The 15,059-nt window shown below is 63.2% G+C and carries 16 protein-coding genes; 2 read left to right on the top strand and 14 right to left on the bottom strand.

What is annotated here, in order from left to right; all coding sequences use genetic code 11:
* Position 1: 1 nt before the first annotated feature.
* The 12 genes from rpmE to rpsB form a co-directional block, all read right to left on the bottom strand.
* The gene (rpmE, locus tag U0S50_RS14155) at positions 2 to 229 is read right to left on the bottom strand and encodes a 50S ribosomal protein L31 (protein WP_322309412.1); all 228 of its coding nucleotides are present in this window, start codon (positions 227 to 229) and stop codon (positions 2 to 4) included.
* 161 nt (positions 230 to 390) lie between these two features.
* Positions 391 to 870, bottom strand: coding sequence for a 3-hydroxyacyl-ACP dehydratase FabZ (fabZ, locus tag U0S50_RS14160; protein ID WP_322309413.1), 480 nt, complete (start codon positions 868 to 870; stop codon positions 391 to 393).
* A gap of 10 nt (positions 871 to 880) precedes the next feature.
* The gene (locus U0S50_RS14165) at positions 881 to 1,567 is read right to left on the bottom strand and encodes an OmpH family outer membrane protein (RefSeq protein ID WP_322309414.1); all 687 of its coding nucleotides are present in this window, start codon (positions 1,565 to 1,567) and stop codon (positions 881 to 883) included.
* Positions 1,567 to 4,236, bottom strand: coding sequence for an outer membrane protein assembly factor BamA (bamA, locus tag U0S50_RS14170; RefSeq protein WP_322309415.1), 2,670 nt, complete (start codon positions 4,234 to 4,236; stop codon positions 1,567 to 1,569). Before bamA ends, U0S50_RS14165 begins: the two co-directional genes overlap by 1 nt.
* Before the next feature lie 72 nt (positions 4,237 to 4,308).
* Positions 4,309 to 5,442: an RIP metalloprotease RseP gene (gene rseP, locus U0S50_RS14175; RefSeq protein ID WP_322309416.1), complete on the bottom strand. Its 1,134-nt coding sequence runs from the start codon at positions 5,440 to 5,442 to the stop codon at positions 4,309 to 4,311.
* Entirely contained in the window at positions 5,435 to 6,598 is a 1,164-nt protein-coding gene (locus U0S50_RS14180) for a 1-deoxy-D-xylulose-5-phosphate reductoisomerase (RefSeq protein ID WP_322309417.1), read from the bottom strand. The genes rseP and U0S50_RS14180 overlap by 8 nt, the downstream gene beginning before the upstream one ends.
* A 1-nt stretch (position 6,599) precedes the next feature.
* On the bottom strand, positions 6,600 to 7,271 hold the full coding sequence (locus tag U0S50_RS14185) for a phosphatidate cytidylyltransferase (protein WP_322309418.1): 672 nt from the start codon (positions 7,269 to 7,271) through the stop codon (positions 6,600 to 6,602).
* A 3-nt stretch (positions 7,272 to 7,274) separates the two neighbouring features.
* Positions 7,275 to 7,961, bottom strand: coding sequence for a polyprenyl diphosphate synthase (gene uppS / locus U0S50_RS14190; RefSeq protein ID WP_322309419.1), 687 nt, complete (start codon positions 7,959 to 7,961; stop codon positions 7,275 to 7,277).
* A 122-nt stretch (positions 7,962 to 8,083) separates the two neighbouring features.
* A complete protein-coding gene (gene frr / locus U0S50_RS14195) occupies positions 8,084 to 8,638 on the bottom strand; it encodes a ribosome recycling factor (RefSeq protein WP_322309420.1) in 555 nt (184 codons plus the stop codon).
* A 23-nt stretch (positions 8,639 to 8,661) separates the two neighbouring features.
* Positions 8,662 to 9,384, bottom strand: coding sequence for a UMP kinase (gene pyrH, locus U0S50_RS14200; protein ID WP_322309421.1), 723 nt, complete (start codon positions 9,382 to 9,384; stop codon positions 8,662 to 8,664).
* Positions 9,385 to 9,502: 118 nt separating this feature from the next.
* Positions 9,503 to 10,429, bottom strand: a complete 927-nt coding sequence (gene tsf / locus U0S50_RS14205) for a translation elongation factor Ts (RefSeq protein WP_322309422.1) — start codon at positions 10,427 to 10,429, stop codon at positions 9,503 to 9,505.
* Positions 10,430 to 10,562: 133 nt separating this feature from the next.
* On the bottom strand, positions 10,563 to 11,393 hold the full coding sequence (gene rpsB / locus U0S50_RS14210) for a 30S ribosomal protein S2 (RefSeq protein WP_322309423.1): 831 nt from the start codon (positions 11,391 to 11,393) through the stop codon (positions 10,563 to 10,565).
* 337 nt (positions 11,394 to 11,730) lie between these two features.
* On the opposite strand from rpsB, the gene U0S50_RS14215 reads away from it, so the two are divergent.
* Entirely contained in the window at positions 11,731 to 11,991 is a 261-nt protein-coding gene (locus tag U0S50_RS14215; protein ID WP_322309424.1) for a hypothetical protein, read from the top strand.
* Here U0S50_RS14215 and U0S50_RS14220 read toward each other — a convergent pair.
* Both U0S50_RS14220 and U0S50_RS14225 read right to left on the bottom strand, forming a co-directional pair.
* Complete coding sequence (locus U0S50_RS14220; RefSeq protein WP_322309425.1) at positions 11,975 to 12,745, bottom strand: phosphatidylcholine/phosphatidylserine synthase; 771 nt, start codon at positions 12,743 to 12,745, stop codon at positions 11,975 to 11,977. The genes U0S50_RS14215 and U0S50_RS14220 overlap by 17 nt on opposite strands.
* A gap of 1 nt (position 12,746) precedes the next feature.
* Complete coding sequence (locus U0S50_RS14225) at positions 12,747 to 13,481, bottom strand: phosphatidylserine decarboxylase (RefSeq protein WP_322309426.1); 735 nt, start codon at positions 13,479 to 13,481, stop codon at positions 12,747 to 12,749.
* A gap of 351 nt (positions 13,482 to 13,832) precedes the next feature.
* On the opposite strand from U0S50_RS14225, the gene U0S50_RS14230 reads away from it, so the two are divergent.
* On the top strand, positions 13,833 to 15,047 hold the full coding sequence (locus U0S50_RS14230) for an NADP-dependent isocitrate dehydrogenase (protein WP_322309427.1): 1,215 nt from the start codon (positions 13,833 to 13,835) through the stop codon (positions 15,045 to 15,047).
* Positions 15,048 to 15,059 lie beyond the last annotated feature (12 nt).

Genomic DNA, 15,059 nt, shown 5'->3' on the forward strand with positions numbered 1-15,059 from the left:
ATCAGCGCTTGAGGGTGAGACCACCGAAGCGCTTGTTGAACTTCGCAACCTGGCCGCCGGTGTCGAGCATACGGCCGTGGCCGCCGGTCCACGCCGGGTGCGCGGTGGGGTCGATTTCGAGCGTCATCACGTCGCCTTCGCTGCCCCAGGTCGAGCGCGTCTGATATTCGGTGCCATCGGTCATCTTGACCGTGATCATGTGATAGTCGGGGTGAATGTCTTTTTTCATCTCTTGTGCTCCTGTGCCGCTGGTTACCGACCAGCGTGCGTGAGTCGATGCTGTCCCCATCAGGGGCCGCGAAGCGGCGTCCCCTAACGATCCAAGCCGGTTTTTGCAAGTGTCGGCGTATTTTTCCGGCTTGCTCCGGAAAGCGCACCGGACCGCCGGCTTCAGTCGCTCGGCGGGTCCGCGATCATCGCAGTGAACTGGCACTCGGTCGCCAGGCTGTCGCCCAGCATCGCCCGCCCCTCGAACTTGCAGATATTCCGCTTCGCCTGAAGGATGGTGACGTGCAGGTCGAGCAGGCAACCGGGTTCCACCGGCTTTCTGAACTTCACCCCGTCGATCCCCATGAAATAGACGAGCTTTCCGGTTCCCGCGAGGCCGAGCGATTCGATCGCGAGCACCCCCCCGGCCTGTGCCAGCGCCTCGACAATGAGGACGCCGGGCATGATCGGCCGACCGGGGAAATGCCCCTGAAAAAAGGGCTCGTTCATCGTCACCGCCTTGACCGCGTGGATCGAGGTGTCCTTCACCATCGATTCCACCCGGTCGACGAGCAGCATCGGATAACGATGCGGCAGCAGCGTCAGGATGCGGCGGATATCCACCGGACCCAACGCCCCTTCGCCATTTTCCCCGTTCGCCACCGTCCTGGCCTTAGCGCGACGTCGGCTGGCTGCCGGTCGGTGCCGGAGCGGCGGTGCCGCCCTGCGCGGCGCGCGCCGCGTCGAGCAGCTGCTGGTTGCGCTGCTGGACCAGCTGGCCGGGCTGATAGCCCGCCGGCGGCGTGATCGTCACGTTCGGCAGGATGCGGTTGAGTTCGGCCACAACGGCGTCGGTGATGTCGACGTTGTTTTCGCGCACCAGAACCGCATCGGGGTTCAGAAGAAGATCGATCTTCTTTGCGGTCATCGCCGCCTTGATCGCTTCGTTCATACGGACGCTGATCTGGTCTTCGACATAGGCGATGGCGAGATCGACCGGTGCGCCGATGCGGCTGAGTTCGGCCTGCGCCGACTGGCGCTTGTCCTGAACCGCCTTGCCGGCGGCCTGCAGGGCAGCCTGGTTCTGTGGGGTCTTTTTGGCTTCTTCGTTATACTTGGCGATCAGGACGTTGATTTCGGCCTGCAGCGTCTGGCCGCGCGACTGTTGCTGATCGATCTGCGCCTTGTAGGTCGTTTCGATCTGCTGCGAGGCGACAGTGAAGGCGTTCGAACGAGCCGCGGCAACGCGCACATCGGCGACGCCGACGGCCTTTGCCTGGGCAACGGCCGGAGCCGACATCAGGGGCGAAACGGACAGCGCAGCCATGGCCAGCGCCGACGCGGCAAGAATTTTCTTCATCAGAATTGGGTTCCTACGTTGAATGAGAAGCGTTTGGTATCATCACCCTCTTCTTTGCGGAGGGCGTAAGCGAAGTCGATCCGGAACGGACCGAAGGGGGAGTTCCAGTTGACCCCGGCGCCAATCGCGACGCGGGGCAGCCAGCTGTCGCCGAAGAAGCGTTCTTCGAAGGGCGACAGGTTCGATGTCGTGCCCGTGGGGCAGACATTATAGGCGCCGGATGCGACGCCATCGACCACCGTCTGCGCGCCGAAGGTCACGCTGCCCGTCGTCGAGTTGCGGCACAGATTCTTGGTCAGACCGTCGGTCGGATCGCGGAAGTTGGCGAGCGTGGTCAGCTGCGGCTTGCGCACCCCGAAAACCGACCCGACGTCGAGGAAGACCGACGGACGCAGGCCGAGTTCCTTGGCCCCCGTTCCCAGCGGAATGTCGATTTCGAAACGCGCCTGATAATATGCGCGCCCGCCCAGTGCGTCGTCGATGCGCCGGCCATCGTTGGTGAGGTCCAGAACCGGATTCGCGGGATCGCTGACGTCCACATTGCCATAGCGCACGACACGCGGACCAATGCCGCGAATGTCGAAACCGCGCATCTGCGGTTCGCCGAGGAAGAAACGGTCGGTCAAACGGATCTTGTCACTGGTCGGCGTCGGTGCGCTGCCCAGCGCATGGATATAGCCACCCTCTGCCGAGATGTTCAGGATGAACCGGCTGCCGAGGTTGAAGTGCTTGCTCGCCGATGCGCGGGTCCGGACATATTTGACGCTGCCCCCAAGGCCCGCGAAATCCTGGCTGAGCGACAGCGACTGGCCGCGCGTCGGACGAATGCGGTTGTCGCGGTCGTCATAGGCCAGCGTGAAGCCCAGCAGCGAGGTCGTCCGCTTGCCGATCGCGTCGCAAAGATAGCGTCCGGCGACGAGCGGATCGCATTCGCCGTTGAAATAATAGAGACCGCGGTCGAGTGTCACATCGTCGAAGTTCAGGCTGTAGCGCCCGAACAACGACAGGAATTCGGTGAGCGGAACACCGGCGTTGAGCTGGAAGCCGGTCGTGACCTGTTCAAAGGTGGTACGACGGTCATTGTTGATGAAGTTGAACGAGTTGAGGTCGCGGCGATAAACGCTGCCGCCGACCGAGATATTCCGATCGAACAGATAGGGTTCGGTAAAGCCGAGCTCGATCGATTTCGAATAGCTCGAATAGTTGACCGACGCCTGAAGCTGCTGGCCCAGACCGCGGAAGTTGCGCTGGCGGATCGAACCCTGGAGCAGGAAATTCTCGATCGACGAGAAGCCCGCCGACAGCGACAATTCCCCCGTCGGCTTTTCCTCGACATTGGTTTCGAGAATGATGCGGTCGGGGGTCGAGCCCTCCTTGCGCTCGATTTCCAGATTTTCCTGGAAGTACCCCAGGCTGTTCAGGCGGTTTTCGGTCCGCTTGATGCCGAAGCTGTTGAATGCATCGCCTTCGTTCAGACGAAATTCGCGGCGCACCACCTTGTCATGGGTCAGCGTATTGCCGTTGACGTCGATGCGCTCGACATAGGTGCGCGGGCTTTCGCTGACGTTGAAGGTAATCGCCATCGTGCGATTTTCAGCGTCGCGGCGGAATTCGGGGTCGATGTTGGCGAAAGCATAGCCGAACAGGCCCGCCGTCTCGCTGAGACTTTCGACCGTATCCTCGACCAGCTTGGCATCATACCAGTCGCCTGTCTTCATCGGCAGCAGCGCCTTCAGCGTTTCCGGACGGAAATCGCGAATCTGGCTTTCGACGTCGATGTCGCTGAACTTGTAGCGTTCGCCTTCCTCCACCACATAGGTGATGATGAAGTCCTGCTTGTTGCTGGTCAGTTCGGCGACCGCCGAGATCACGCGGAAATCGGCATAGCCGTTCTGCAGATAGAAAAGTCGCAGCTTATGCTGGTCATAGGCCAGACGGTCGGGGTCATAGCTGGTGTTCGACGACAGGATGGTCAGCAGACCCGATTCCTTGGTCGCCATCTCGTCCTTGAGGTCGCCATCGCTGAACTTTTCGTTGCCGATGATGTTGATCTGCCGAACCTTCGATTTCGGCCCCTCGCTGATCTCGAACACCACGTCGACGCGGTTCTGGTCGAGTTGCACCATCTTGGGCTCGACCGTCGCAGCGAAGCGGCCCTGGCGCTTGTAAAGCTCGATGATGCGCGCAACGTCGGCGCGCACTTTCGAACGAGTATAGATCTGGCGCGGCGCCATCTTGATCTCGGGCCGGAGCTTGTCTTCCTTCAGCCGCTTGTTGCCTTCCAGAATGACGCGGTTGATCACAGGGTTCTCGACGACCTGGATCGCCAGCGCACCATTGTTGTCGGTGATCTGATAATCCTTGAACAATTCCGTCGCCGCGAGATCCTTGAGCGCCTGGTCAAGCGTCGCACGATCATAGCTCTGTCCGACGCGCAGACGAAGATAGGAAAGGATCGTCTGCGCCTCGAGCCGCTGGTTTCCGGTCACGGTGATCGATTGCACGGTCGACGCGGCCGGAGCAGCTTCAGCAGCAGGGGCGGGCACGGCTGGCGGCGCGACCTGCTGCGCCAGTGCCGGCGCCGCGGGCCAGGCCAGCATCGTTCCTGCCAAAAGGAGTGCCGACAGCTGCGTCCGCGCCGGAAATATCTGTGAAGCCACGCTGTTCATCCCGCAAAAATAACTCAAAAGCGACGAACCCGCTTGGCAGCGGGGCCGGCGCAACTCCCTGCCCCAGTCCGGCTATCCAATCAAGCGGGCGATCCGGTCCCACAGACCGAATGAGCCCAAATCGTTGAAAGTCACGACCAGCATCAGCGTCACGACGGCGGCAAAGCCGAATCGAAACGCCCATTCCTGCGCCTGGGGCGGCGCCGGACGACGCCTGATCGCTTCATAGGCGTAAAAAAGCAAATGCCCTCCATCGAGCATCGGCAATGGCAAGAGATTGATGAACCCCAGATTGATGGAAATCAACGCCGCCAGGAAGATGAGCGACGCCACCCCCAGCGTCGCGGCCTCGCCCGACACCTTCGCGATCTTGAGCGGGCCGCTGAGATCCTTCACCGAACGATTGCCGGTCAGCAACTGTCCCAGCACCTCGAAAGTCTGCCGGATGATCTGCCCGGTCTGGCGCATGGCAATAAGCGGCGCTTCGACCAGCGAAGCGCGTTCGAATACCACCTTGCCCGCCTGAATGCCGATGACCCCGCGTTCGAAATCATTGCCGAACTGGTCCTTGTCCCGAACCAGCCTGGGGGTCAGGCGAAGCGTCTGCTCGGCGCCGCCCCGCTCGATCCGCACATCCATCGCCTCTCCGGGGCGATGGGCGACCGCCATCGGAATGTCCATGAAGACATCCATGCGCCGTCCATCGACCGACACGATCCGGTCGCCGGTGCGGATGCCCGCCGCATCGGCAGCCGACCCGGCCATCACGGCCCCCGCAATGGGCGGCGTCGTCGGCGTGCCGCTGATCCAGGCAAAGCCCGTCAAAATCAGAATGGCGAACAGGAAGTTGGTAAGGGGGCCGGCGGACACGATCGCCGCGCGTTTCCATACGGGCTGCGCCGGGAAGGTGTGCGAACGCTCTGCGCTGGGCAGTCTTTCCCACCCGGCGTCAGGCTGGCTGACTGCATCACGGTCGCCCGCGAACTGGACATAGCCGCCCAGCGGCAACCAGCCGATCTTCCACTCGGTGCCGCGCTTGTCGGTCCAGCCGATAATCTTTCGCCCGAAACCGATTGAAAAGACATCAGCCTTTACCCCGCACCAGCGGCCAACGATGTAATGTCCATATTCATGAACGAAAACCAGCGGCCCGAGGACCAGGAGAAAGGCCAGAACGGTGAAGCCGATACCGGGGGTTTCAAGCATGTTCGCAAATATCCACAAAATGCTGCGCAGCCGCCCGAGCTGCGGCATCGACGCTGAATATGTCCTGAAGCGAGCGGGGCCGCGATGGGGCGTCGGCGTTCATCACCCGGCGGACCGTATCGACGATCGCGGGAAAGGCGATACGTCCGGCAAGAAAAGCGGCCACCGCCACCTCGTTCGCGGCATTGAGCTGCGCGGGCCGCGCGCCGCCCTCTGCCACAGCCGCGCGGCATAGCGCCGTCGCCGGAAAACGCACCTCGTCAGGCGCTTCGAAATCGAGGCGGGCAATATGTGCGAGGTCAAGCGGTGTGCAGGGCGTCACCATGCGCTGCGGCCAGGCGAGCGCGCTGGCGATCGGGATGCGCATGTCGGGCGACCCAAGCTGAGCGAGCGTCGAACAGTCGACATACTCGACCAGGCTGTGGATCACCGATTGCGGGTGAACGAGGATTTCGATGCGATCGAGCCCGACCGGAAAAAGATGATGCGCCTCAATCAGTTCAAGGCCCTTGTTCATCATCGTTGCCGAATCGACGCTGATCTTTGCGCCCATCGACCAATTGGGGTGTGCGACCGCCTGTGCCGGGGTCGCGCGCGCCATATCGTCGGCACTCATGGTTCGAAACGGCCCGCCGCTTGCGGTCAGGATGATCCGCCGCACCTGTTCGATGCGCCCGCCGGCGAGACATTGGAAAATGGCGTTATGCTCGCTGTCGACCGGCAGGATCGTCGCCCCCGACTGCCGGGCCGCAGCCATCATCAGGTCGCCCGCCGATACCAGCGCTTCCTTGTTGGCCAGCGCCACGTCATGCCCTGCGGCAAGCGCAGCCATTGTCGGAGCCAGTCCCGCGGTGCCGACGATCGCCGCCATGACGAGGTCGGTTGGCCGCTCGGCCGCTTCGACCAGAGCATCGCCCCCCGCAGCGGCCTCGATCCCGGTGCCCGCCAGCGCAGCGGCAAGCTCGTCATGACGGGCCGCATCGGCGATAACCGCGATATCGGGACGAAATTCGCGCGCCAACCGCGCCAGTTCGGCGACGTCGCTATGCGCGGTAAGGACCGTAACGCGCCACGTGTCTCCGTCGCGGCGCACCAGATCGAGCGTCGATTGCCCGACCGATCCGGTGGCGCCGAACAGGGAAAGGCGGCGCGTCATATCAGCCGCGCACCGCAATCTGCCCCGCGAACGCCAGCGCGCCCAGCAGCAGCGCAACGGGCAACAACCCATCGACGCGATCGAAGACGCCACCATGACCGGGGATCAGATGCCCTGAATCCTTGACCCCCGCCCGGCGCTTCATCCAGCTTTGGCCGAGATCGCCGAGCTGCGCGATCAGGCCTATGACCAGGCCGACCCACAGCGGAACGCCCGTTATGCCGCCGCGGTCGCCAACGGTCGCGCTGACGATCAGCGCCGCGACCATGCCGCCGAACAGCCCCGACCAGGTCTTGGACGGGCTGATCGTGGGGGCGAGACGCCGGCCACCAAACGCGCGCCCGGCGAAATAGGCACCGATATCGGTCGCCCATACCATACCAAAGACCCACAGCGCCGCCGTGACGCCAAGATGTTCGCGGATAAACCACAGTCCCGCCACGGCCCCGACAGTGAGCACCGGCCCCAACAGCGTCAACGCACCGCGCGCACCGGCGCCGACCGTCATGCCGCGCACCAACTGGAGCCATTCGACCAGCACCAGCGCGCCGCCGACCAGCAGCAGCAGCCCAAAGGCAATGCCGCCGAACCACAGCGCGGTACCCGCGATCGCAAACAACACGATCGCCGATCCGATACGCACGAGCAGGTCCGATTTAGCCGCAGCCGCCATCGCCTAAAGTCCTCCGTAGCGGCGTTCGCGCCGCGCAAAATGATCGAGCGCCGCCTGAAGATCGGCGGGCCTGAAATCGGGCCACAAACAATCGGTAAAGTAAAGCTCGGCATAGGCCGATTGCCACAGCAGGAAATTGGACAGGCGTACTTCGCCCGACGTGCGGATAAGCAGGTCGAGCGGCGGCAGATCGGCCGTGTCGAGATTCGCCTCGATCGCTTCGGCACTGATCTCGCCCGCCGCGGCGGCAGCCTTTGCCGCGCGCACCAGTTCATCCTGCGCGCCGTAGTTCAGCGCAACCGCTAGCGTGGTACGCTTGTTCCCCGCCGTGCGTTCGATCGCGCCTTCGATCAGCGACACGACATCGGGTGCCATGCGCCGCCAGTCGCCGATCACCTTCAGCCGCACATCATTGGCGGCGAATTCGTCGAGGTCGGAGAGGATGAAGCGCTTCATCAGCCCCATCAGGTCGCTGACCTCTTCCTCGGGCCGTTTCCAATTTTCCGACGAAAAGGCATAGAGGGTCATCGCCTCGAGCCCCATTTCGCCCGCCGCGCGCACGATATTGCGCACCGCCTCCACCCCCGCGCGGTGGCCGGCCACGCGCGGAAGATGCCGCTTCTTTGCCCAACGGCCATTGCCGTCCATGATGATGGCGACATGGCGTGCGCCGTGATGGGAAACAGACACCAAAAAAGCCTAGAAACCCGCGCGCCCGAAACCTGTCGAAAGTGCGTTTCTGCCCTGCGGAGAAACGGCCCCGGTATCGACGGGCTTAGGCCGCGCGAAAGAAAAACAAGCGCCGACGAGCACTAGCCCAGGATTTCCTTTTCCTTGGCGGCGGCGGCGGCGTCGATTTCGGCGATCGTCGCGTCGGTCAGCTTTTGAACTTCGGTTTCGGACCGCTTGCGGTCGTCTTCGCTGATTTCCTTCTTATTTTCGTCGACCTTCAGATTGTCCATGCCGTCGCGGCGGACGTTGCGGACCGCAACACGTGCCTTTTCAGCATATTGGCCGGCGAGCTTCGACAATTCCTTGCGCCGTTCCTGGGTCATCTCGGGGATCGGAAGACGCAGCATCTGGCCATCGACGATCGGATTGAGGCCCAGACCCGCCGAACGGATCGCCTTGTCGACCGGACCGACGTTCGATTTGTCCCACACCTGCACCGACAGCATCCGCGGTTCGGGCGCGCTGACCGAGGCGACCTGGTTCAGCGGCATGTGGCTGCCATATACCTCGACCGTCACCGGATCGAGCAGTGCGGTGTGCGCGCGGCCGGTGCGCAGACCCGAAAGGTCGCTCTTCAGCGATTCGACCGCGCCATGCATGCGGCGTTCGAGGTCGGCCTTGTCATATTTCGCCATCTGTCTTTCCTCTCTTGATCTAGTCAGGCCGCGTCGCCGACGACGGTGGACACACCGTCGCCCGCCAGAACGCGGGCCAGATTGCCGGGTTCGCGAATGTTGAACACGACGATCGGGATATGGTTGTCGCGGCACAGCGCGACGGCACTGGCGTCCATCACCTTCAAATTGTCGGCGAGAACGCGGTCATAACTGAGACTGTCGTACCGGACCGCATCGGGATCCTTCTTGGGATCGGCATTATACACGCCGTCGACGCTCGTGCCCTTCAAGAGCGCGTCGCATTTCATTTCGGCGGCGCGCAGCGCGGCGCCGCTGTCGGTGGTGAAATAGGGGGCACCGACACCTGCGGCAAAGATCACCACCCGCCCCTTTTCCATATGGCGCTCGGCGCGGCGGCGGATAACGGGCTCGCACACCTTGTCCATCTCGATCGCCGACTGCACGCGGGTCTGGACGCCGATCTGTTCCAGCGCATTCTGCATCGCCAGCGCGTTCATCACCGTCGCCAGCATTCCCATATAGTCGGCCTGGGCACGATCCATGCCCTTGGCCGCCCCGGCCATACCGCGGAAAATATTGCCGCCGCCGATGACGAGGCAGATTTCCAGCCCGCGCTCTTTCGCTTCCTTGACCTCGGCCGCCATGCTGGCAACGGTATCGGGATCGATGCCGAAGGGGTTCGCCCCCATCAGCGCCTCGCCCGACAATTTGAGGAGGATGCGTTTCAGACCGGGCAATGCCATGTCGAGGAAAACCTTTTTTCAGCTGATCAATATGCGAATGGCGCGCACCCTAGTCAGAGTGCGCGCCATTGCCAAGCGGACTGCCGCGTCCGAAGACGCGCCAGTCGCGCAACAAGCCTTAGCGGCCAGCCGCAGCAGCGACTTCGGCGGCGAAGTCGCTTTCTTCCTTCTCGATGCCTTCACCGAGCTGGAAGCGGACAAAGCCCTTGAGGGTGATCGTCGCGCCGACATCCTTGCCAGCCGCCGCAACGACTTCGGCCACGGGGGTCTTGCCGTCCATCACGAACAGCTGCGACAGCAGCGCGTTTTCCTTGCGGAACTTCGCGATCGAGCCGTCGACCATCTTGGCGACGATTTCGGCGGGCTTGCCCGACTGGGCCGCCTTTTCTTCGGCGATCGCACGTTCGCGTGCCACGAGATCGGCGTCGAGATCGTCACCGTTCAGCGCCAGCGGGTTGGCGGCGGCGACGTGCATCGCCAGCTGCTTGCCCAGCGGCTCCAGAACGTCCGCACCGGCGGTCGATTCAAGCGCGACCAGCACGCCGATCTTGCCCATGCCCGGCGCCGCAGCGTTGTGGACATAGCCGGTGACGGCGCCCGATTCGACGGTCACGACGACCGAACGGCGCAGCGACTGGTTTTCACCGATCGTCGCAATGTTGTTGGTCAGCTTTTCAGCAACCGTGCCGCCCGACGGATAGCCAGCAGCGCCGAGCGCTTCGATGTCGGTGATGTTGCCCGACAGCGCAACGTCGGTGACGTCGCGGACGAACGCCTGGAACTGCTCGTTCTTGGCGACGAAGTCGGTTTCGCTGTTGATTTCGACCATGGCGCCGCGGGTGCCGTCGGTGGCGACACCGACCAGACCTTCGGCGGCGACGCGGCCGGCCTTCTTGGCAGCGGCGGCGAGGCCCTTGGTACGCAGCCAGTCGATCGACGCTTCGATGTCACCATTGTTTTCGGCAAGGGCCTTTTTACAGTCCATCATGCCGGCGCCGGTGCGGTCGCGCAGTTCCTTGACGAGAGCGGCCGTGATTTCAGCCATGGGATTTCCTTTCCAAAAGGGGGCGGGTCCATTTTCGGCCCACCGGACGCCCGCGCGCATGGCCGGGCGATAAGTCAAACGAATGACAGGACGGCGGCCATCAGGCGCGCCGCCCCGTCATGCCAGCGCGCGCTTAGGCGTCGCTCTGGCGTTCGGTTTCGGCGGCCGCTTCGGCCGGAACCTGTTCGTCTTCGGTAACCGGAGCAGCTTCTTCGGTCAGCGCCGCTTCGGCGACGGGCTCGACAGCCGCGCCCAGATCTTCGCCACGGCTCGCGCGGGCCTGCTGGCCGCCACGGGTCGCCGCCTGCGCCACCGCTTCGCAATAGAGGCGAATGGCACGCGCCGCGTCATCGTTCGCCGGAACCGGGAAAGCGATGCCATCGGGCGAGACGTTCGAATCGAGGATCGCCACGACGGGGATACCAAGAACATTGGCTTCCTTGATCGCCAGCTCTTCCTTGTTCGCGTCGATCACGAACATCACGTCCGGAATGCCGCCCATGTCGCGGATCCCGCCCAGGCTGAGTTCCAGCTTGTCGCGTTCGCGCGTCTTGTTGAGCACTTCCTTCTTGGTCAGGCCCGACGTGTCGCCCGACAGCTGTTCTTCAAGAGACTTGAGACGCTTGATCGAGTTCGAAATGGTCTTCCAGTTGGTGAGCATGCCGCCCAGCCAGCGGTGGTTGACGAAATGCTGGCCCGAAGCCCGCGCCGCATCGGCAATCGGCCCCTGCGCCTGGCGCTTGGTACCGACGAACAGAACCTTGCCACCCGCAGCCGAGGTCGACGCAATGAAGTCGAGCGCGCGCGCAAAGAGCGGCACGGTCTGCGACAGGTCGAGGATGTGGATGCCGTTGCGCGCGCCGAAGATATACGGCTTCATGCGCGGGTTCCAACGGTGGGTCTGGTGGCCGAAGTGCGCACCGGCCTCAATAAGATTCTGCATCGTGACGACAGGAGCCGCCATAGTCTTTCTCCTTCCGGTTGATCCTCTGGAAAGCAAGAACCGGGTGTCCGCTGAAAGAGGAAACCCCGGCACCGGTATGTGCGCCTTCCATGTGGAATGGGCGGCCCGTTAGCGGGACTGACCGCGAAAAGCAAGGGGGGCCATGCCAATGCCCCGATTCAAAGCGATGGGCAGCGGGGAGCTCCAGCAATCAATTCATCGACGAAATCACTCGTTTCATCGCATATCAATTGAGAACAAAAAGAGAACATGGAACCAATAATCCAACGAAACCGTCGCATTGCCATATGGCTCACCGCGAACGGTTCTCGCACGAAGACACCGGAAGGACAAGATCATGGTTCAGGTCGCCGCCGCTCTCCTCTTCGCCCTGGCCGCCGGCCTTGGCATCACGGTGATTCTGGCCATGCTGAAATCCAATGAAAATGCGATCCTGTCGGCCTTGCTCGGCGAAGGCGCCTTTCCCGCCGGGAGCGCGTCCGAAAGCGACCCTGCCCCGCATGTCGCAGCACCTCGGCGCCTGGCCCCTCGCCGGAACGCCCCGCGTCCGGCACGCACCGCCGTCGGCGCCCGGCCGCAGTTCAGCCGCGCCGCCTGACCCTGGCGTAGCTTGCCATCCCGAAGGGGATGAGCGCGACGTAGAGGATGGAAACGGCGAGCAGGGTCATCCACGGCAGCGTCACCAGCGCCGCGCCCAGCAACCCGACCCCGGCAAGCGCGAACAGGCGCCACGACCGGCGCAGGCGGATCGAGGACCAGCTATAGGTCGGGATGGCCGAGATCATCAGCGCCGCGACACCAAGCGCCCATGGCATAACGACATACCAACCACGGAACAGGTCGTTACCCGTCACCAGCCACAGATAGACAGGGACGAACGACAGCCCCGCCCCGGCAGGCGCCGGAATGCCGGTCATGAAACCAGCCGATTTATGCGGCTGGAAATCGGCATCGAGCCGCGAATTGAAGCGCGCGAGGCGCAGCGCACAGCAGACCGCAAGCGCGAGTGCCGCCGTCCAGCCGAATTTGGGCGCATATTGCAGCGACCAGAGGAACAGGACCATCGCCGGCGCGACGCCAAAGGCAATGACGTCCGACAGCGAATCAAGCTCTGCGCCGAATTTGCTCTGCGCGCGCAGCAGGCGGGCGATGCGCCCGTCCATGCCATCGAGAACCCCGGCGAAGATGATCGCGGCGAGCGCCTTTTCCCACTCTTCGCCGATCGCGAAGCGAACCCCGGTCAGACCGAAACAAAGCGCCAGCGCGGTGATCGCATTGGGCGCAAAGGCGCGCAGCGGAATCCCGCCGATACGGCGCGGATCGTCGCCCGCCGCCTGGCCGTCAGCCGCCATCCTATTGCCCGACCCCGTCGAGGATTTCGGCGGTTCCGATCCGCGCGACGACCGTTTCCCCGGCCAGCGTCCTTTGGCCAAGCAGCACCTGCGGCGTCGTTCCGGCCGGCAAATAGACATCGACACGGCTGCCGAAGCGAATCAGGCCGACGCGCTGCCCCGTCGACAGTTCATTGCCCATGCTGACGAACGGCAGAATGCGCCGCGCCACCAGCCCGGCGATCTGGGTAAAGCCGATACGCACCCCGTCGGCACGCTCGACGACGAAATGCTGGCGTTCATTTTCCTCGCTCGCCTTGTCGAGGTCGGCGTTGACGAACTTGCCCGGAATATAGGCCAGCTTGCGAAGCGTGCCCGCAACGGGCGTGCGGTTGATATGAACGTCAAAGACGCTCATGAAAATCGAGACCCGCAGCATCGGCGCATTGCCGAGGCCGTCCGCACCGGCGATCTCCGGCGGCGGGGCGACTTCCGCGATCTGTGTTACCAGCCCGTCGGCGGGCGCGATGATCAGATCGGCTCCCGTTGGCGTGACCCGAACCGGATCGCGAAAAAAGGCGCAGACCCATGCCGTCACGCCGGCCATCAGCCAGCCGGCGATTTCCCAGCCAAGAAGCCAGAAACAAAGGGTGACGATACCCGCGATGAGCGCGAATTTCCGTCCTTCGGGGTGGATCGACGGCCAGCGCCATTTGATACCGCCGCCCGGACGATTGGAAGAAATGCTATTCGACATGCACGGTCTTCTAAGCGGCGCGCGGCGCACTGACAATCGATTATGGCGCTGACGCGCTGGGCGATTATGGCTCTGATCCGCCGGGCGATTATGGCGCTGATCCGCCGGGCGATTATAGCGCTGACCCGCCAGGCGATTATGGCGCCGACGCGCTGGGGTTGCGGCAACGCCTTGTTGGCCGCGAACCGCGCCGTTGCGGCGGACACCGCCCGCGGCCCGGCGCCCGGCCGGCGGCCGCCGCTAAAACGCCCCCTTGGCTTGGATCGCAACGATCCACCAGGGCAGTTGATCAATCGGGCCGCATTGCCTAAGGCCGCTCGCAATCCACTCCCCGCAGGAAAAGGCACGCACATGGGCAAGATCAAGGTAGCCAACCCGGTCGTCGAACTCGACGGCGACGAAATGACCCGGATCATCTGGCAGTGGATCCGCGAACGGCTGATCCTTCCCTATCTCGACGTCGATCTTCACTATTATGACCTCGGCATCGAGGAACGCGACCGCACCGACGACAAGATCACCGTCGATGCCGCGAACGCGATCAAAAAATATGGCGTCGGCGTGAAGTGCGCGACGATCACCCCCGACGAAGCGCGGGTCGAGGAATTCGGCCTCAAGAAAATGTGGAAATCGCCGAACGGCACGATCCGCAACATTTTGGGCGGCGTCGTGTTCCGCGAACCGATCGTCATCAAGAATGTCCCCCGGCTGGTTCCGGGCTGGACCGACCCGATCGTCGTCGGCCGTCACGCCTTTGGCGACCAGTATCGCGCCACCGATTATCGCGTCCCCGGCCCCGGCAAGCTGCGCCTGGTGTTCGAAGGCGAGGACGGCACGCTCATCGACGAGGAAGTGTTCCAGTTCCCGTCGTCGGGTGTCGCGATGGCGATGTACAATCTGGAAGATTCGATCCGCGATTTCGCCCGTGCCAGCATGAACTATGGCCTGGCGCGCAACTGGCCGGTGTATCTGTCGACCAAGAACACGATCATGAAGGCCTATGACGGCCGCTTCAAGGATCTGTTCGAAGAGGTGTTCCAGAGCGAATTCAAGGCGAAGTTCGACGAAGCCGGCATCACCTATGAGCATCGCCTGATCGACGACATGGTCGCTTCGGCGCTGAAATGGTCGGGCAAGTTCGTCTGGGCCTGCAAGAATTATGACGGCGACGTCCAGTCGGACACGGTCGCGCAGGGCTTTGGCTCGCTGGGCCTGATGACCAGCGTATTGATGACCCCCGATGGCCAGACCGTCGAATCGGAAGCCGCCCACGGCACCGTCACCCGCCACTATCGTATGCACCAGCAGGGCAAGGCGACCTCGACCAATCCGATCGCGTCGATCTTTGCCTGGACCGGCGGCCTCAAGCATCGCGGCAAGCTGGACGGCACGCCCGAGGTGACGAAGTTCGCCGAAACGCTGGAACAGGTGTGCATCAAGACCGTCGAAAGCGGCAAGATGACCAAGGATCTGGCGCTGCTGATCGGCCCCGATCAGAACTGGCTGACCACCGAAGGCTTTTTCGAGGCGATCGTCGAAAACCTCGACACGACGATGGGCGGCTGAGCCCACGCAATT

The organism is Sphingopyxis sp., assembly GCF_034380315.1.
Classification (GTDB): domain Bacteria; phylum Pseudomonadota; class Alphaproteobacteria; order Sphingomonadales; family Sphingomonadaceae; genus Sphingopyxis.

What these genes read in the sequence shown, in the direction of transcription:
- U0S50_RS14225 (WP_322309426.1), bottom strand. Translation starts at nt 13,481, where the DNA reads ATGTCGAATAGCATTTCTTCCAATCGTCCGGGCGGCGGTATCAAATGG.
- U0S50_RS14220 (WP_322309425.1), bottom strand. Translation starts at nt 12,745, where the DNA reads ATGGCGGCTGACGGCCAGGCGGCGGGCGACGATCCGCGCCGTATCGGC.
- rseP (WP_322309416.1), bottom strand. Translation starts at nt 5,442, where the DNA reads ATGCTTGAAACCCCCGGTATCGGCTTCACCGTTCTGGCCTTTCTCCTG.
- rpmE (WP_322309412.1), bottom strand. Translation starts at nt 229, where the DNA reads ATGAAAAAAGACATTCACCCCGACTATCACATGATCACGGTCAAGATG.
- rpsB (WP_322309423.1), bottom strand. Translation starts at nt 11,393, where the DNA reads ATGGCGGCTCCTGTCGTCACGATGCAGAATCTTATTGAGGCCGGTGCG.
- tsf (WP_322309422.1), bottom strand. Translation starts at nt 10,429, where the DNA reads ATGGCTGAAATCACGGCCGCTCTCGTCAAGGAACTGCGCGACCGCACC.
- U0S50_RS14230 (WP_322309427.1), top strand. Translation starts at nt 13,833, where the DNA reads ATGGGCAAGATCAAGGTAGCCAACCCGGTCGTCGAACTCGACGGCGAC.
- U0S50_RS14165 (WP_322309414.1), bottom strand. Translation starts at nt 1,567, where the DNA reads ATGAAGAAAATTCTTGCCGCGTCGGCGCTGGCCATGGCTGCGCTGTCC.
- pyrH (WP_322309421.1), bottom strand. Translation starts at nt 9,384, where the DNA reads ATGGCATTGCCCGGTCTGAAACGCATCCTCCTCAAATTGTCGGGCGAG.
- bamA (WP_322309415.1), bottom strand. Translation starts at nt 4,236, where the DNA reads ATGAACAGCGTGGCTTCACAGATATTTCCGGCGCGGACGCAGCTGTCG.
- frr (WP_322309420.1), bottom strand. Translation starts at nt 8,638, where the DNA reads ATGGCGAAATATGACAAGGCCGACCTCGAACGCCGCATGCATGGCGCG.
- U0S50_RS14180 (WP_322309417.1), bottom strand. Translation starts at nt 6,598, where the DNA reads ATGACGCGCCGCCTTTCCCTGTTCGGCGCCACCGGATCGGTCGGGCAA.
- U0S50_RS14215 (WP_322309424.1), top strand. Translation starts at nt 11,731, where the DNA reads ATGGTTCAGGTCGCCGCCGCTCTCCTCTTCGCCCTGGCCGCCGGCCTT.
- U0S50_RS14185 (WP_322309418.1), bottom strand. Translation starts at nt 7,271, where the DNA reads ATGGCGGCTGCGGCTAAATCGGACCTGCTCGTGCGTATCGGATCGGCG.